We start from the raw sequence: 18,167 nt of genomic DNA, 5'->3' as shown, positions 1-18,167 counted from the left end.
AACCTAATATACACAAAATGGCACCTTCAAAAAAAATGACATTCAGTAGAAGATCGTTCTTAAAATCATCGGCTTTAGCTAGTGGTGGTATGATAATAGGTTTTAATTTATTCAATGCTTGTAAACCTGAAGCAAAACTTCCTGTAGATTTGAGCGCTTTAAATTACAATGATTTTAATGCGTTTATTAAAATTTCCGAAGAAGGAAAAGTAACTATTTTTTCACCTAACCCAGAAATTGGTCAAGGAGTGAAAACATCGATGCCGATGATTATCGCAGAAGAATTAGATGTGCTTTGGGAAGATGTTTACGTGGTTCAAGCACCTTTGGATACAAAAAATTATACACGGCAAGTAGCTGGTGGAAGCCAGTCTATTCGTTTTGGTTGGGAGCCATTGCGCCAAACAGGAGCCACAGCAAAGCAAATGTTGGTTAATGCTGCGGCTGCAAGATGGGGCGTTGATGCTTCAGAATGTTCTGCTAAAAATGGTGTTATTACTAACGCTAAAGGAGATAAACTTGGTTATGGTGATGTGGTTTTAGAAGCTGCAGGGCTTGAAGTTCCAGAAGATGTAACTTTAAAAGATCCTAAAGATTTTACTATTATTGGCCAAGGAAAAGGGAATGTTGATATTGATAAAATTATAACAGGAAAACCGCTCTATGGGTTAGATTATAAAGAAGAAGGAATGCTTTATGCAACAGTTTTAAGGCCTCCTGCTTTTGGTCAAATTTTAGAATCTTTTGATGATTCTGAAGCCAGGGCTTTACCGGGAGTGGTTGATGTAATTACTATTGGAGAAAAAGTAAGAGCGTATAACGATAGTGGAAAAAATAGCTGGACGATGCCAATGAGTGGTACGGATAAAGTGGTTGTGATAGGGAAAACGACTTGGGATGCCATGAAGGGAAAGAAGGCCATAAAGGCTGTTTGGAAAACCGAAACTGCTCTTGAGAGTTCTGAAATTCATGATAAAGTTCTATTAGATTTATTGGAAGGAAATAAATTTAATACTAGACGGCAAGATGGAAATGTAAAACAAGCTTTTGCAAATGCCGATAAGGTTCTTGAACGTGTTTATGAGTCGCCATTTCTACCTCATAATTGCATGGAACCTATGAATTTCTTTGCTAATGTATCTCCCGAAAAAGTGCGTTTAGTTGGGCCTGTGCAAACGCCTGAAGCAGCCGCTCAAGTGGTTGCCGATTTATTGGAAAGAGATCTTGAAGATGTAAGTATCGATATGACGAGAATGGGTGGTGGTTTTGGACGCCGATTGTATGGTGATTTTGTTTATGAAGCTGCCGAGATTTCTAATGCAATTCAAAAACCAATAAAATTAGTGTCTTCCCGTGAAGATGATATGACGATGGGTGTGTATCGTCCTTCTTCGAAATATAAAATATCAGCGTCAATTAAAAGTGGCAAAATAACGGGATATCATTTAAAAGAAGCTTCTATTAACGGAAATATGTATGGTTTAATACCTAACTTTTTTCCAGCAGGAGCAATTGAAAACTACCAAGTAGATACCGCAAATTATAAAAGTAATATTACCACAGGAGCTTGGAGAGCGCCCTATACCAACTTCTTGGCAAGTGCAGAACAAAGCTTTTTTGATGAATTAGCCGAAGAATTAGGTGTAGATCGTGTGCAAATGCACATGGATTTATTGGATAATGTTAAAAATAATCCAGATGCTAATATAGAATACAGTCCGGAGCGATTACAAGGTGTGTTGCAATTGGCTATTGAAAAATCGAATTGGGGTAAAACCGAAGTAGGTGTTTTTCAAGGTCTTTCTGTTTATTACTGCCACAATACGCATGTCGCGGAGGTTGCAGATATTACCATGGAAGATGGTGTGCCAAGTGTTAAACGAGTTACGTGTGCTGTAGATTGTGGTATTGTGGTTAATCCGTTTGGAGCAATGAACCAAATAAAAGGAGGTGTTTTGGATGGTATTGGACATGCTATGTATGCCGATTTTGGGTTTGTAGATGGTGTACCTAAATCTAATAATTTTGATAGTTATCAGATGATTAGAATGGGGCAAACGCCACAAGTAGATGTGCATTTTATTGAAAGTGATATCGATCCAACAGGATTGGGAGAGCCTACACTACCGCCTATTGGTGCTGCTGTAGCTAATGCTATTTATGCGGCCACAGGAAACAGAATTAATAAACAACCGCTTATAAATAACTTGGAGCCTAAAGAAAAAGTTTTAGGATAAAGTGTATTACTCATACTTTTTATGACACACGAATTTATAGACATTATTAATGAATCACTGCTAGCTAAAAAACGAAATTTAAAGTCCGTTTTAGCATCTGTAGTGGCGCTCGATGGCTCGTCTTATCGTAGGCCAGGTGTAAGAATGCTTATCGATGAAAATGGTGGTATGGTTGGTGCTGTAAGTGGTGGCTGCGTGGAAAAAGAAATATTAAGACAATCGGCTTCTGTTTTTAAAACAGGACAAGCTAAGATGATGACTTATGATGGTAGATATCGCTTAGGTTGTGAAGGTGTTTTGTATATTTTAATAGAGCCTATTCAGTTTTCTGATGTATTTCTAGATATGTTTTATAAGTGTATTGATGAGAGATATTCTTTTGAAATTATTTCATATTTGAATAAAAAAGAAGGTGTTTTCGATGGAATTGGTTCGTTCGTGAAATTTGATAATAGCGCAGTGTTTCCTATTTCCGAAGAAAAAGAAAATTTATCAAAATCAGAATCATTATCCGTCTTCAAACAAACTATGCCGCCAAGGTTTAAATTAATAATTATTGGTGGAGAACATGATGCGGTTCAATTATGCAAATATGCATCATTAACAGGTTGGGAGGTGTCTATAATTACAGGACCATTAGAACCTAAATCTCTTCAAAATTTCCCTGGAGCGAAAACATTTTATGCAGTTTCTCCGGAAGAAATGAATGTTAGTAAAATAGATAACCAAACCGCTGTAGTTTTAATGACTCATAATTTTGCGACGGATTTAAGATATTTGGTTGCTTTAAAAGAAACGAACCTTGTATATATTGGCTTACTTGGTCCATCACGTAGGCGAGAAGATTTATTAAATCAGTTTTTGGAATATACTCCAGAAATATCAGATATTTTTTTGGATGCTATTCATGGGCCAGCAGGAATAAATATTGGAGCAGAAACACCTCAGGAAATTGCCATTTCTATTGTTTCGGAAATTTTAGCTCTTGTTAGAAATCAGAATCCGATGTCTTTAAGTAAGAAATCAGGACGCATTCATGCTCAGGAATAGGTTTTTCATTTTATGAAAAAAGAAAACCAAAATATAGTCACTGTAGTTCTAGCAGCAGGAGCTTCGACAAGAATGAGAAGTCCTAAGCAATTACTAAATTGGGGCAATTCAACCTTATTGGAACATACTTTAAACACCGTTTTAGAGCTAAATTCATCAGAAGTTGTTGTTGTTTTAGGTGCTAATTTTGAGATTATACAAAGTGAGATTTATAAATATCCGGTTACAGTTTTAAATAATATATCTTGGAAGGTGGGTTTGGGAAAATCTATTGCTGTTGCGGTTGAATATATTCAGAAGTTAAACTATAAAGTAGATGGTGTGATGATTGTATTAGCTGATCAGCCATTAATTGATTCTCGGTTTTTAGGAGAATTATGTAATGCATTTAATCCTAATAATAACCAGATCATAACCACTTCATATAAAAACGGAAAGCGTGGTGTGCCAGTTATTTTTGATAAATATTATTTTGAAGAATTAATGCTTTTGAATGATGACGATGGCGCTAAAACTCTCTTGGAAACGTATGCTAATTCGGTGAATTCTTTGAAACCTCAATTTGAAAATTTAGACATCGATTCTAAAGAAGATTATAATTATCTACATAAGGAAATTTTTAAAAAATAGCTTATTCATTTGTTTGTAGCTGTTTTAGAGTATGATTTTATCAAAATAGAGGATAAATCTCCGTTTGAATAAAGATATTTTTGTGTCTTATGTTTTATTTAATCATTCTTTAGCTATGAAATATTTTTATTTCAATTTGATTAAGTCTTATATAAAAATGTAATTTTAGATAATTAAAACAGAAACCACTATTATTTATGAGCAGTTCAGCAAAAGATAAAGCAAAAACACCAGAGGGATTTACCAGTTTAAAAACGGAAGCCCCTCCAAAAAACACGGTAGGTTTTGGTGCTCTAAAAGCGGCTGCAATACAAGTTAATAAATACATGAAAGCTTCTGATGCGTTGAAGTTATCATTGAAAATAAATCAGAAAGGTGGTTTTGATTGTCCAGGTTGTGCTTGGCCAGATCCAGATGATGAGCGTTCTGCTATTGGTGAATACTGTGAAAATGGTATGAAAGCTATTGCTGAAGAAGCACAGAATAAAACTATTAATCGCGATTTTTTTGCAAAATATTCTGTTGATGAATTGGCAAATTTTACCGATTTTGAAATTGGTAAATCAGGTCGTTTAGCAGAACCTATGTTTTTGCCGGAAGGGGCTACGCATTACCAACCCATTTCTTGGGAAGCTGCTTTTGATAAAGTAGGAAGTCATTTAAATGCGCTAAATAATCCAGACGAAGCTGCTTTTTATACCTCAGGAAGAACAACGAATGAGGCGGCTTTTTTATATCAATTATTTGTACGCGAATTTGGAACTTCAAATTTACCCGATTGTTCGAATATGTGTCATGAAGCTAGTGGAAGTGCGCTTACTGAAACTTTAGGTATTGGTAAAGGCTCGGTGAAATTAGACGATTTATATAAAGCTGAAGTGGTTATGGTTATTGGTCAAAACCCAGCAACGAACCATCCAAGAATGCTAAGTGCTTTAGAAAAATGTAAAAATAATGGCGGTAAAATAATAGCGATTAATCCGTTGCCAGAAGCGGGCTTAATTAAATTCACCGATCCTCAAAATCCTATAAAATTATTAACAGGTGGTACAAAATTAGCCGATGTTTTTGTGCCAATTACTATAAATGGCGATGTGGCTTTTATAAAGGCAATTCTTCTAAAATTATTAGAAAAAGAAGAGGAGCTAGGTAATGTTTTTGATAAACATTTTATTGAGGAATATACTAGTGATTACAAGGCGTTTATAGCAAATTTAAAAACTTATAATTTTGATGAATGCTTAAAAGCTTCCGGTGTTTCTGTAGATATTTTTAATCAAACTTTTGATTTAATTTTAAACAATGAAAAAATTATTGTCTGTTGGGCCATGGGGTTAACGCAGCATGAAAATGCAGTTGATAATATTCGAGAACTTGTTAATTTACTTTTGTTAAAAGGAAGTATTGGTAAGGAAGGCGCAGGAACTTGTCCTGTACGCGGGCATTCTAACGTGCAAGGCGACAGAACGGTTGGTATATGGGAAGCTGCTCCACAAGCTTTTTTGGATAAAATTGAAACTAAGTATGGATTTAAGCCTAGTGCAAAACATGGTTTTTCAGTTATTGAAACCATTAAAGCCATGTACGAGAAAAAGGTAAAAGTCTTTTTTGGTTTAGGTGGTAATTTTATTTCAGCTGTGCCTGATACGGGTTATTCAGCTCAAGGATTAGCTAATTGTAACTTAACGGTTCATGTGAGTACAAAATTAAATCGTTCGCATTTGGTTACCGGTAAAGAAGCTTTGATTTTACCATGTTTAGGGCGTACCGAAAAAGATTATCAAAAATCTGGAGAACAGGTGCAAAGTGTAGAGAATTCAATGGGTGTGGTATCATCTACTAAAGGTATTTTAGAACCATGCTCTGATGATTTATTAAGTGAGGTAGCTGTAGTTTGTGGTGTTGCACATGCGACTTTAAAACATAAAACTAAGGTGAAATGGTTATCTTATAAAGATGATTATAAATTGGTTCGTGATGATATTGCGGAAGTGGTTTCTGGTTTTGAGGATTACAATACGCGTTTAAAAAATCCTTCAGGCTTTTATTTACCAAATGGGGCTCGCGTTAGAAAATTTAATACCAAAACAGGAAAAGCTAATTTTTCGGTTAATAAACTTCCTGAATGGAAATTAAAGGATGATGAACTGATTATGATGACAATACGTAGTCACGATCAATTTAATACTACAATTTACGGATTAGATGATCGCTACAGAGGTGTTTTTAACGAACGTCGTATTATTTTTATGAATCGTGAAGACATGGAGGTACGTGGCTTAAAAGAACATCAGGTGGTTAATTTAAAGTCAGAATTTAAAGGTGTTAAACGCCATGCTAACAACTTTAAAGTGGTTGGTTATGATATCCCTAAAAACTGCTGTGCTACATATTTTCCTGAAACTAATGTGCTGGTACCATTAGATAGTTTTGCGCATACCGCAAAGACTCCAGCATCTAAAAGTGTGGTGATTACGGTAGAAGCATCTGTTTAAATCCTGATATTTTGATAATTCATAATCCTGTTTTTTGCCTAATACTTAATTAAACGATTGTCAATTTAGGAAATATGTAATTATTAGGGCACTACGTAAAAAACTATATGTTTAAGTATTAAAATTAAGTAAAATTACTTAGTTTTGTATTAAATACGTAGTTTATGAAAAATATCATAGTTGTTGGAAATGGAATGGTTGGTTATAAATTTTGTGAAAAATTTGTAGCACAATCTGGAAATGAAGCATTTAAAGTAACGGTTTTTGGTGAAGAACCTCGCCCAGCGTACGATCGTGTACACTTAAGTGAGTTTTTTGAAAATCAAGATGCTAAAGCTTTAGAAATGGCACCTGCCGAATGGTATGCCGAAAATGGTATAGAATTAATAACAGGTGAACGTGTTAGTGATATTCATCGTTCAAAAAAGACCATAACAACGGTTAAAGACCGTGAATTTTCATACGATTACTTAGTTTTAGCTACGGGATCATCTGCTTTTGTTCCACCAATAAAAGGTGTTGAAAAAGAAGGTGTTTTTGTATATAGAACTATTGAAGATCTAGAAGGCATGTTGGCGTATGCAGAAAAGGTTAAAAAGACAAATCCTAACCCTAGAGCTGCTGTGCTTGGTGGTGGGTTATTAGGTTTAGAAGCTGGTAAAGCTGCTATGGATATGGGGTTAGAGCCGCATATTGTAGAGTTCGCTTCTAAATTAATGCCAAGGCAGTTAGATTCACGCAGTAGCCAAGTGCTTCAATTAAAATTGGAGTCTATCGGTTTAAATATTCACCTAAGTAAAGCAACCAATCAAATTTTAGGAGATAAAGCAATTACGGGAATGGAGTTTGGAGAAGACGACGTTTTAGATTGCGATATGCTTATTATTTCAGCAGGAATTAGACCAAGAGATGAACTTGGAAAAACTTGCGGTTTAGAAATGGGGGTACGCGGTGGTATTGTGGTTGATAACAAGATGCAAACATCGGACGATAGTATTTATGCTATTGGTGAAATTGCTCTTTACAATCAAATGATTTTTGGTTTAGTAGCTCCAGGTTATGATATGGCTGGTGTTGCTGTCGATCAAATTTTAGGTAAAACCGAAAGTTTAATGCCTGCCGAAATTGATATGTCTACCAAATTAAAATTAATTGGTGTTGATGTGGCGAGTTTTGGTGAACCTTTTATGCCGGCATCAAAAGGGCATTCTGTTATTTTTGAAAATAAAACACAACATTTATATAAACGAATTAATGTAAGTCTCGACGGTAAAAGTCTTTTAGGAGGGATTTTAGTTGGTGATGCATCCGATTATAATATGCTTCATCAAGTATACTTAAATGGTATGGCTATCCCGGAAGATGCTGCACAATTAATATTACCAGCAACCGAAGGCGGTGCTTTTGGTAGTGCTTTAGATTTACCGGATACGGCGCAAATTTGTTCTTGCGAAAACGTGAGTAAAGGTCAAATTTGTGGTGCTATTAAAGATGGTTCTTGCGAAGATTTAGCCGGTGTAATTTCATCTACTAAAGCCAGTACAAGTTGTGGAGGTTGTAAACCTATGGTTACCGATTTGGTAAACGAAACGTTGAAATCTCTTGGTAAAACGGTTAAAAATGTCATTTGTGAGCATTTTGAATATAGTCGTCAAGAATTATATGGTATTATAAAAATTAAAAAACTGACCTCTTTTAATGAGGTTCTTGATACTTGTGGAACCGGTCATGGTTGCGAAACTTGTAAACCATTAGTATCTTCTATTTTTGCTAGTTTATATAATTTCACTCCAAATAAAGAAGATGTTACACAAGATACAAACGATAAATTCTTAGCCAATATTCAACGTAACGGAACGTATTCTGTAGTACCAAGAATTGCTGGTGGAGAAATTACACCCGAAGGTTTAATTGTTCTAGGTCAAATTGGTTCTAAATACAATTTATATACAAAAATTACCGGTGGTGCACGTATCGATTTCTTTGGAGCAGAATTAAACGATTTACCCGCTATTTGGAAAGAGTTAATAGATGCTGGTTTCGAGAGTGGACATGCCTATGGTAAATCTTTAAGAACAGTAAAAAGTTGTGTAGGTTCTACTTGGTGTCGTTACGGTTTAGATGAGAGTATTTCTTTCGCTATAGAATTAGAAAATAGATATAAAGGTTTGCGTTCTCCGCATAAATTAAAAGGTGGGGTTTCGGGATGTATTCGTGAATGTGCCGAAGCTCGAGGAAAAGATTTTGGCGTAATTGCTGTAGAAGGTGGTTGGAATTTATACGTTGGTGGAAATGGTGGTGCAACCCCAAGACATGCCGAGTTATTAGCTGAAAAAATAGATAATGAAACGGTTTTAAAATATTTAGATCGTTACTTAATGTATTACATACAAACAGCTGCTCCATTAATGAGAACTGCTGCTTGGTTAGATAAGTTAGAAGGTGGTATCGAACAATTGAAAAAAATTGTAATTGATGATAGCTTAAATATTGCTTCTGAATTAGAAAAAGAAATGCAGTTTTTGATCGATGCTTACGAGTGTGAATGGAAACAAGCTATAGAGAATGAAAACACTAAAAAGCGTTTTAATCATTTTGTGAATTCAGATGATAGAGATGATAATTTAGTATTTGTTCCTATGAGAGATCAAAAAATGCCAGAACACTGGAAAAATTAAAAATAATTCTTATTTCAAACAGATATATTTATGGAAACTTTATTATCAAAATACAAAACAGTAAAAGAAGAAGACGTAAAAGTTTGGTTTAAAGCAGCTTCAGTAGATGCCTTTCCTAAAGATGGAGGAGCATGTGTAAAGTATAAAGATTTGCAAATTGCTGTTTTCAATTTTTCTAGATTAAATACATGGTACGCTTGTCAAAATTTGTCTCCAGAAAAACAAGAAATGGTTTTATCTAGAGGTATGTTAGGCGATCATAAAGGAATTCCAAAAATAGCTTGTCCGTTGCATAAAAAAACATTTTCATTACTAACAGGAGAGAATTTAAATGGAGATTTAGACCCCATTGCAACTTATCCTGTTAAAATTGAAGGAGAAAATGTGTATATTGGCTTTTCAGATTAAAAAATGAAAAAATGAAACCTACAAGATTTGAAACTGCGATTGCTTTAATTGATAAAAAAAATGCTGAAGATGTAAATACGTATTCGGTTTCGGGTATGGAATATCCGAAAGAATTATTGTACTCACAACGCATGAGTAGAACCTTGTTGCAGTTTGACCCGAATGCTTCTAAAGCCTTGCAGATAGCTGCTAGAGCTCAGCATATTTGCAGATGGAAAATTGCTAGAAATGAATACCCAATGGATCGTGTTGGTTATTTAAAATGGCGCCAAGATTTAAAGCAAATGCATGCAGAATTAACTGGTGACATTTTAAAAGAAGTAGGTTACGATGATGAATTTATAGACCGTGTTAAGGCTATTGTACTTAAAAAACTAATTAAGAAAAATAAAGAATCTCAAACTATTGAAGATGTTATTTGTTTAGTGTTTCTTGATTTTTACTTCGATGAGTTCGCTGCTAAACACAGCGATGAAAAAATAATTGATATTCTACAAAAAACTTGGAAGAAAATGTCTGATGAAGGCCATGCCGAGGCATTGAAAATTAAGTTTTCCGAAAAGAGTTTAGCTTTGGTAAAAGAAGCTATTTCTTAAAAATTAAAATAAATGACAAAAAACGGCAATTCTTTAGATCAGCGTACGTTTGGTAAATTGAGTCGTTTATATATTATTGCCTTAAGCACCATTGCTTTATCGGTAATTGTAAGTAATATGTTTGTTCGTCAGCATTTAAAGGCGCAGCAGAGTGATTCTACAGTTATAAATGTTGCGGGTAGGCAACGTATGCTGAGTCAGAAACTTACCAAAGAAATTTTATTACTAGCTACTGCAGAAACTCCTAGGGCAAGTATTGTTATTAAAGACCGGTTAAAGGAAACATTGTCACTTTGGCAATTATCTCATAATGCTTTACAACAAGGAGATGTTGAATTAGGTCTACCTGCGGAAAATAGCAAAGATATTTCCATAAAATTTAAAGCTTTAAATGTTGTTTTTGAAGTTATAGAAAAAGCTGCACAGCGCATTATTACTAGTATCGAAAGTAAGGATAGTTTGGTTCTTGAAAGTTTTAATAAAGATATTAACTTGGTTAGAGATAATGAGGGTGATTTCTTATTAATCATGGATCAAATAGTGAATCAGTATAGTTTAGAGGCGGACGAAAAAGTACGCTGGCTAGGCACACTAGAGACGCTTTTAATGGTTTTAACGTTAGTTATTTTATTAGGAGAATTACTGTTTATATTTTGGCCAACAGCAAAATCGGTTCGTGCAACTTTAGCAGAATTACTCAAGGCCGAAAAGCATGCTAAAAAAATGGCTTTCGATGCTGATGAGCTTAGTTATGCTAAAGAAAAATCTATTAAAGAATTACGTGCTTTAAGTCAGGCGATGGATGAGACCTTGCTTTTTGCTCGTATTTTATCTAGCGGTCAAATTATCCATATTGGTAATAAGTTTTCAAGACGTTTTAAATTTTCTAGATTTAATGATACGGCTATGTTTTGGAATGTGATGTCTACTATAGAAAGTGAGAAAATAGCATTAGAAAACTTAGTAACAAAATATAAAAAAACGGGTTGGCAAGGTGAAGTAAAAGCAACTACTAAAGAAGGAGAAAGCATTTGGTTAGAAATGGCTATAATTCCTTTTAGTCCAAATGATGAGAAAACCGAACTTCTTATTATAGCTTCTGAAATTACGGAGCGAAAGGCGGGACAATTGGAAATTGAACGTTTAAATAAAAAGAATTTTCAAGAAGAGATAAGTCAGCAAAAAATTATTTCAAGTAAAATTATTGAGAATCAAGAAAAAGAACAGAACCGTATAGCTAAAGATGTTCATGATGGCATTGGGCAAATGCTTACAGGTTTAAAATATAATTTGGAAAGCATAAATATAAACGATATTGAAAAAACGGCTTCCAAAATTGAACACCTAAAAGAGCTTACCACTAATATTATAAAAGGTGTACGTACGGCAACATTTAATTTAACACCGCCAGAATTATCCGATCATGGTATAGTGCCAGCAATAACTAAACTCACAAAAGAATTAGCTAGACTTACAGCAAAAGAAATTGTGTTTTTTAATAAAACCGATTTTTCTGACCGCTTAGATTCTTTAGTTGAAATTAATATTTATAGAATAACCCAGGAAGCGATAAATAATGCGATAAAATACGCCGATTCCACTCATATTTTAGTGTCGCTTTCTCATAGTAAAAATATTTTAAGCATTGTTATTGATGATAACGGTAAAGGTTTTGATCCTCAAAATGTAAAAAACTTTAAAAATGCTGATGGAGGTATGGGAATGACTTTTATGAAAGAACGTATAAAATATATAGATGGCCGTTTGTTTCTAAGCTCTGAGGAAGGCAAAGGAACTCGAGTTACTTTGAATATTCCTTTAAGGGATGATTAGTTTTTTATTTTCTTTTGTCATGTCAAGGCATCGAGACATCACATAAGAGTGAGGTTTCTAATTTAGTTATGTGATTTCTAATAACACTAAGCCAACAATCAAATTCAAATTACGTAGCATTACTTAAAAAGTCTTACTTTTGTACTTATAATTGTTATTTATGGATATTATTAATGTTGTATTAGCAGATGATCATGTTTTAGTTCGTGATGGAATAAAGGCGCTTTTAGAAGATCAGTCTGGTGTAGTTGTTATAGACGAAGCTTCAAACGGAAAAGAGGCTTTAGAAGTTCTTAAAACCAATAAGCCACATGTGCTAATTATCGATATACGTATGCCAGAAATGAATGGTATTGATGCTGTTAGAGAGGTTAATCGATTATATACAGATGTTCGCACACTTGTACTATCTATGCATGATTCGGAAGAGTATGTGTTACAAGCCATTCAAGCTGGAGCCGATGGTTACTTATTAAAAGGAGCAAGTAAGGAAGAGTTTTTAAAAGCTTTGAATAAAGTAGCTTCTGGTGGAAAATATTTTACAGGAGATGTGTCAGCTATTATCATGAATAACTTTGTTAACGGTAATACAAATACAGCTGTTGCTCCAAAAGTAAAACCTGTAGAAGATCCTTTTAAGCTTACAAAGCGCGAAAAACAAATACTTAATTTAGTACTTCAGCTTAAAAATAATAAAGATATTGCAGACGAGCTAAACATTAGTAAACGTACAGCAGAAGTGCATCGGTTTAATCTTATGAAAAAATTAGAGGTTAAAAATTTAATGGAACTATCTAATAAAGCCAAGGAATACGGATTAGAGTAAACAAATTAACGATAACTACTTACAATTTTTAAGTAGTGTTTACATATTAGAGTTGTTAGGTTTTTATAAACTTATCAGCTCTTTTTTTATGCTTTATTTTTATTTAAAACTGTTATAATTATTATGTATAATGGTTTAATTTATAAATAATTAAGCTGTTTCTTGTCTTCTGTTAATTATCATAATATAAGTTTCTTCTTAAAATTTAATACCATTTTACCAGATCCTCAAAAAGTTTAAACTAAAATTGTTAATCTAGTATAAATTTATAAATACGTATATGTTTTACGTATAAATTAAGTAATTATACTTAGTTTTGTAAGTATAAAATTATCAATTATGGCAAATTTAGCACAAGCAAAGTCAACAACACTAAGTTTATTAGATTTTAAAAGCGTTTCTACACGAACATTTTGGATAACTTCTATATCGTTTTTCATGTGTTTTTTCGCATGGTTCGGTATTGTTCCATTTATGCCCGATGTGGTTAAAGACTTAGGTTTAACACCAGATCAAAAATGGAATTCTATAATTTTAGCCGTGTCAGGAACCGTGTTTGCGCGTTTGCTTATCGGTAAATTATGTGATAAGTATGGTCCAAGGTTATGTTATACTTGGTTACTTACTATTGGAGCGATACCTGTAATATTATGTGGTTTGGTACAAACGCCAACGCAGTTTTTAATTTGTAGATTATTTATTGGTTTTATTGGAGCGTCATTTGTTATCACGCAAGTACATACATCTTTAATGTATGCGCCAAACATTGTTGGTACAGCAAATGCAACATCTGCCGGATGGGGAAACCTTGGTGGAGGAGCGAACAGATTAGGTATGCCATTAATTGCTGCCGCTGTTGTTAGTTTTGGTGTTGCCGATGCTGATGCATGGAGATATTCTATGATTGTTGCAGGAATTGTTTGTTTCTGTATGGGGATTATTTATTTCTTCTTTACTAAAGATACACTTAACGGAAATTTTAAAGACTTGAGAGCTTCAGGAGAAATGGTTTCAACTAAAAAAGATCAAATTGGGTTTTTAGAAGTCTTGAAAGATTATAGAGTTTGGATTTTATTTGTGGTTTATGCAGCTAGTTTTGGTATCGAGTTAACGGTTTATGGTACTATGGATGATTATCTTCAAAACACCTTTCAATTGGAGCGTGTTACAGCAGGGAATATTGTGTTGTCGTTCGCGTTAATGAATATTTTTGCAAGAACATTGGGCGGATTCTTTGGAGATAAATTCGGGAAATTAAAAGGATTAAGAGGGCGAGTTTTGTTTTTAGCATTCATTTTAGCTATACAAGGTTTAATGTTAATTACGTTCTCTACTACAACAAGTATTGTAATTGGTGTGGCATTCTTAATATTATTTAGTTTATCAGTTCAAATGGCAGAAGGTGCAACGTTTTCGGTAGTTCCATTTATAAATAAAAAAGCTATAGGTTCGGTTTCAGGAATTGTTGGAGCAGGAGGTAATGTAGGTGCGTTTTTAGCAGCAATGCTATTAAAATCACAATCGGCCGTAGCGGAAAAAGGCGCCATCATTGCTAGTCAAGGTTTAGGCGAAGAGGCTATTAAAGCCGCACAATCAGCAGCATCAGCTACCGCAGTTTCTAGTGGCTATTTCATAATTGGTGTCACAGTAGTTATAACTGCGGTAGTTTCTTTATCTATTCGTTTTTCAACGGAAGATGAGAAAGTTGCAAAAGTAGATGGTTTAGTAAAACCAGAGAACTTAATTCTGGTAAAGTAAAAGGTAGTATTACAAAGGTGTTTTTAATAAATAATAAATTAAATGCATCTTTTTTAAAGTATTCAGAATAATAAAAAATGAATTTGTTTTCTGAAGTTAAATAATGTTACTTAGTGTAAAATGTGAATCTCAATGATTAAAAACGAAGTAAAAACAACGTGTTCATATTGTGGTGTAGGCTGCGGAATTATTGTTAAAAAAGATAGCAATGGTAAAGTGCTGGTTGAGGGCGATAAAGATCATCCGGTAAACAAAGGTATGTTGTGCTCAAAAGGTATGAATTTACATTATGTAGCCAATGATGTTTCCGATAGAATTCTATACCCAGAAATGCGTTGGAGTCGTTCACATCCAAGAGAGCGTGTAAGTTGGGACGAAGGTTTAGATCGTGCAGCGAGTGTTTTTAAATCGATTATAAAAAAACATGGTCCGGATAGCGTTGCATTTTACGTATCGGGACAAAGTTTAACCGAAGAATATTATATCGCAAATAAGCTTGCTAAAGGTTTTATAGGGACTAATAATATTGATACCAACTCTAGGCTGTGTATGAGTTCTGCAGTGGTTGGATACAAAAAAACATTTGGAGAAGATAGTGTGCCGGTATCTTACGAAGATATTGAGTTGGCCGATTGTTTCCTTATTACAGGTGCAAATCCTGCTTGGTGCCATCCTATTTTATTCCGACGCATAGAAATGCGTAAAGAAGCAAATCCGGAGGTGAAAATTATAGTTATTGACCCTAGAAAAACCGATTCTGCTAATTTTGCCGATTTACATTTACAATTACTTCCAGGAACCGATGTTATTTTATACAATGCCATCGGAAGATGTTTGTATAAAAGAGGTTTAATAGATGAAAAATTTATAAAAGAACATACTGAAGGTTTTCAAGATTATAAAGAATTAATATTTAAAACGTCATTAAAGCAAGCCTCAAAACTTTGTGGTGTTGAGGAAAAAGATATTAGAAAAGCAGCTGATATTATTGGTGTTTCTAAAGGGTTTATTAGTATGTGGGCCATGGGACTTAACCAAAGTGTGGTTGGTACCGATAAAAATGTATCACTACTTAATTTATCTTTAATTACGGGTCAGGTTGGAAAACCAGGATCAGGACCGTTTTCATTAACAGGTCAGCCTAACGCTATGGGCGGGCGGGAAGTAGGAGGTATGGCAAATTTACTTGCTGTACATAAAGATTTAGGCAACGAAGAACACCGTCGTGAAGTAGCTCAGTTTTGGGGCGTCGATCAAATCTCACCTAAACCAGGTTTAACCGCTACAGAACTATTTGATGCTTTAGAAAACGGAAAATTGAAGGCGGTTTGGATTGCTTGTACTAACCCATTGGTGAGTATGCCGAACACCCACAAAATTGAAAGTGCCATGAAAAAGGCGAAGTTTGTAGTGGTTCAAGAAATTTCGCATAAATCGGATACTTTAGAATATGCCGATTTAGTATTACCAGCAGCAGGTTGGTTAGAGAAAGAAGGAACGATGACAAATTCTGAGCGTCGTATTTCATATTTACCAAAAGAAATTGAAGCTCCAGGAGAAGCGCGACCAGATGTTGAAATATTCTGCGATTTTGCACAACGTATGGGCTTCCGAGGGTTTAATTTTAATAATGCTTCGGAAATTTACGATGAGTACGCATCAATGACCAAAGGAACAAATATTGATGTATCTTACTTAAATTACGATAGATTAAAGAACGAAGGCACCTTTCAATGGCCAGTTCCGGAATATAGACATAAAGGAACACCACGTTTATTTGAAGATAAAAAATTTTATACACCATCTCAAAAAGCGATATTCAATTTACCATCAACCATCGAGAATACTTCGGTGCAACCTAATGGCGAGTATCCTTTAATTTTAACAACCGGTAGAGTGCGCGATCAATGGCACACCATGACAAAAACTGGTAAAGTATCGCGTTTAAAAACGCATTATCCAACGCCTGTTTTAGAAATTAATCCGGTAGATGCGTTCTTAAATAAAATTAAAGATGGTGATATTTCAGAAATAAAAAGTACAAACGGTGTTGTGCGTGTTCGTGCAAAAGTAACGGACACTATTAAAAAAGGCGTTGTATTTCTTCCAATGCATTGGGGTAAACAACTTCAAAGTAATTTAAATAGAGCAAACAACTTAACAAATACCCATGTAGATCCCGTTTCTAAAGAACCTGATTTTAAATTTACCTGTGTATCTGTCAATAAATATAAAAAGCCAGTAGATAAAATTATTATTGTTGGTGCAGGAGCAGCCGCTTTTAGGTTTGTTCAAAATTATAGAGAATCTAACGAGGTCGATGAAATTCATGTATTTTCAAAAGAGCCTAATTTATTCTATAACCGCGTTTTATTACCAGAGTATATTACTGAAGAATTAACGTGGGATGCGCTTTTAAAAATTAAACAATTAGAATTAAAAAAACTTAAAATAACAGTTCATCCAGAAACCTCTATTTCAAATATAGATTCTAAACACAACGTTGTTACCGATAGTAATGGCGTAGAACATAGCTATAGTAAACTTATTTTGGCAACGGGAAGTCGTGCATTTATACCAAGCGGTGTACAAATAGATTTACCAGGTAGATTTACCATGCGAAATAAGCAAGATGCCGATAGTTTTAAAGCTTATTTAGATGCTACGGGTTTACCTCCAGAAGAGCAACATGTTGTAATTGTAGGTGGTGGTTTATTAGGTTTAGAGTTGGCAGCAGCCATGAAACATAAAAACGTAAAAATCACTATAATTCAACGCGCATCACGCTTAATGGAACGTCAGTTAGATAAGGTTTCTAGTAAACTTTTAGCATTAGATGTGCAGGAGCGAGGTATTCAAATTTATTTTGATAATGAAGTTAGCACTGTTTTTGATGATGATGATACAGGCGAAATTAATATTACTCTTAAAAGTGGAAAGTTTTTAACAGCAAACGCTATTGTTTATGCTATTGGTACGCGTCCTAATATAGAGATAGCCAAAGAAAATGGTATTCTGTGCGGACGTGGCGTTAAGGTAAATCAGCATTTGCAATCGTCTATTCCAAATATATTCGCTATTGGTGAAATTGCAGAATTCAACAATCAATTATTCGGTATTACATCGGCAGCAGAAGAGCAGGCTAATATTTTAGCAAACTTTATAGCTGGCGATATTAGTGTATCGTACAGCGGTTCTGTTTTAATGAATATTTTAAAATTCAACGATTTAAACCTTTGTAGTATTGGAGAAATTAATATTCCGGAAAACGATTTAAGTTATCAAGAAATTATATTTACCGATATATCAAAACGCTATTACAAAAAATGTATTGTAAAAGACGATTTGTTAATAGGTGCTGTTTTAATGGGCGATAAAAATGAGTTTGCCGAGTTTAAAACCATGATTGAGAGTAAAATTGAAATGGCCGATAAACGAAATACGTTGCTTCGTGGCGCTTCAAACGATGTACCGGTTATAGGTAAATTAGTGTGCTCATGCAGTCAAGTAGGCGAAGGAAATATAGTAGAAGCCATCGAAAAAGGTTGTAAAGATTTTACAGAACTTTGCAATAAAACAGGAGCAGGCTTAGGTTGCGGAAGTTGTAAAACAGAAGTAAAAGAAATTTTGAATAACACCAAAGTATTAGCATAATT

General features: G+C 34.3%; 11 protein-coding genes. All 11 read left to right on the top strand.

Annotation, left to right across the window (positions count from 1 at the left end; all coding sequences use genetic code 11):
- Positions 1-35 precede the first annotated feature (35 nt).
- Positions 36-2,237 carry a xanthine dehydrogenase family protein molybdopterin-binding subunit gene (locus BM246_RS05240; protein WP_231961822.1) on the top strand — a complete coding sequence of 734 codons (2,202 nt, stop codon included), beginning with the start codon at positions 36-38 and terminating at the stop codon, positions 2,235-2,237.
- Between the two features lie 21 nt (positions 2,238-2,258).
- Positions 2,259-3,287 carry an XdhC family protein gene (locus BM246_RS05235; protein ID WP_074936271.1) on the top strand — a complete coding sequence of 343 codons (1,029 nt, stop codon included), beginning with the start codon at positions 2,259-2,261 and terminating at the stop codon, positions 3,285-3,287.
- A gap of 12 nt (positions 3,288-3,299) precedes the next feature.
- Positions 3,300-3,917, top strand: a complete 618-nt coding sequence (locus tag BM246_RS05230; RefSeq protein WP_074936269.1) for a nucleotidyltransferase family protein — start codon at positions 3,300-3,302, stop codon at positions 3,915-3,917.
- A gap of 197 nt (positions 3,918-4,114) precedes the next feature.
- Complete coding sequence (locus BM246_RS05225; RefSeq protein WP_074936267.1) at positions 4,115-6,412, top strand: FdhF/YdeP family oxidoreductase; 2,298 nt, start codon at positions 4,115-4,117, stop codon at positions 6,410-6,412.
- Between the two features lie 164 nt (positions 6,413-6,576).
- The gene (nirB, locus tag BM246_RS05220; protein WP_074936265.1) at positions 6,577-9,090 is read left to right on the top strand and encodes a nitrite reductase large subunit NirB; all 2,514 of its coding nucleotides are present in this window, start codon (positions 6,577-6,579) and stop codon (positions 9,088-9,090) included.
- A 30-nt stretch (positions 9,091-9,120) separates the two neighbouring features.
- Positions 9,121-9,498, top strand: coding sequence for a nitrite reductase small subunit NirD (gene nirD, locus BM246_RS05215; protein WP_042494828.1), 378 nt, complete (start codon positions 9,121-9,123; stop codon positions 9,496-9,498).
- 11 nt (positions 9,499-9,509) lie between these two features.
- Complete coding sequence (locus BM246_RS05210; RefSeq protein WP_042494829.1) at positions 9,510-10,094, top strand: DUF4202 domain-containing protein; 585 nt, start codon at positions 9,510-9,512, stop codon at positions 10,092-10,094.
- 12 nt (positions 10,095-10,106) lie between these two features.
- Entirely contained in the window at positions 10,107-11,927 is a 1,821-nt protein-coding gene (locus tag BM246_RS05205) for a sensor histidine kinase (RefSeq protein WP_074936262.1), read from the top strand.
- A 160-nt stretch (positions 11,928-12,087) separates the two neighbouring features.
- Positions 12,088-12,753 (top strand): response regulator transcription factor, encoded by a 666-nt coding sequence (locus BM246_RS05200; protein WP_042494830.1) that lies wholly within the window; start codon positions 12,088-12,090, stop codon positions 12,751-12,753.
- 339 nt (positions 12,754-13,092) lie between these two features.
- Entirely contained in the window at positions 13,093-14,511 is a 1,419-nt protein-coding gene (locus tag BM246_RS05195; protein WP_074936260.1) for an MFS transporter, read from the top strand.
- A gap of 132 nt (positions 14,512-14,643) precedes the next feature.
- Positions 14,644-18,165, top strand: coding sequence for a nitrate reductase (locus tag BM246_RS05190; protein ID WP_074936258.1), 3,522 nt, complete (start codon positions 14,644-14,646; stop codon positions 18,163-18,165).
- Positions 18,166-18,167 lie beyond the last annotated feature (2 nt).

It is taken from the genome of Algibacter lectus (genome assembly GCF_900112395.1).
GTDB classification, from domain to species: Bacteria; Bacteroidota; Bacteroidia; order Flavobacteriales; family Flavobacteriaceae; genus Algibacter; species Algibacter lectus.
The sequence above is the reverse complement of the archived record's forward strand: the minus strand, read 5'-3'. Positions and strand labels throughout refer to the sequence as shown.

Coding starts and splice junctions, on each gene's coding strand:
- BM246_RS05240 (WP_231961822.1), top strand. CDS start 36: ATGACATTCAGTAGAAGATCGTTCTTAAAATCATCGGCTTTAGCTAGT.
- BM246_RS05235 (WP_074936271.1), top strand. CDS start 2,259: ATGACACACGAATTTATAGACATTATTAATGAATCACTGCTAGCTAAA.
- BM246_RS05230 (WP_074936269.1), top strand. CDS start 3,300: ATGAAAAAAGAAAACCAAAATATAGTCACTGTAGTTCTAGCAGCAGGA.
- BM246_RS05225 (WP_074936267.1), top strand. CDS start 4,115: ATGAGCAGTTCAGCAAAAGATAAAGCAAAAACACCAGAGGGATTTACC.
- nirB (WP_074936265.1), top strand. CDS start 6,577: ATGAAAAATATCATAGTTGTTGGAAATGGAATGGTTGGTTATAAATTT.
- nirD (WP_042494828.1), top strand. CDS start 9,121: ATGGAAACTTTATTATCAAAATACAAAACAGTAAAAGAAGAAGACGTA.
- BM246_RS05210 (WP_042494829.1), top strand. CDS start 9,510: ATGAAACCTACAAGATTTGAAACTGCGATTGCTTTAATTGATAAAAAA.
- BM246_RS05205 (WP_074936262.1), top strand. CDS start 10,107: ATGACAAAAAACGGCAATTCTTTAGATCAGCGTACGTTTGGTAAATTG.
- BM246_RS05200 (WP_042494830.1), top strand. CDS start 12,088: ATGGATATTATTAATGTTGTATTAGCAGATGATCATGTTTTAGTTCGT.
- BM246_RS05195 (WP_074936260.1), top strand. CDS start 13,093: ATGGCAAATTTAGCACAAGCAAAGTCAACAACACTAAGTTTATTAGAT.
- BM246_RS05190 (WP_074936258.1), top strand. CDS start 14,644: ATGATTAAAAACGAAGTAAAAACAACGTGTTCATATTGTGGTGTAGGC.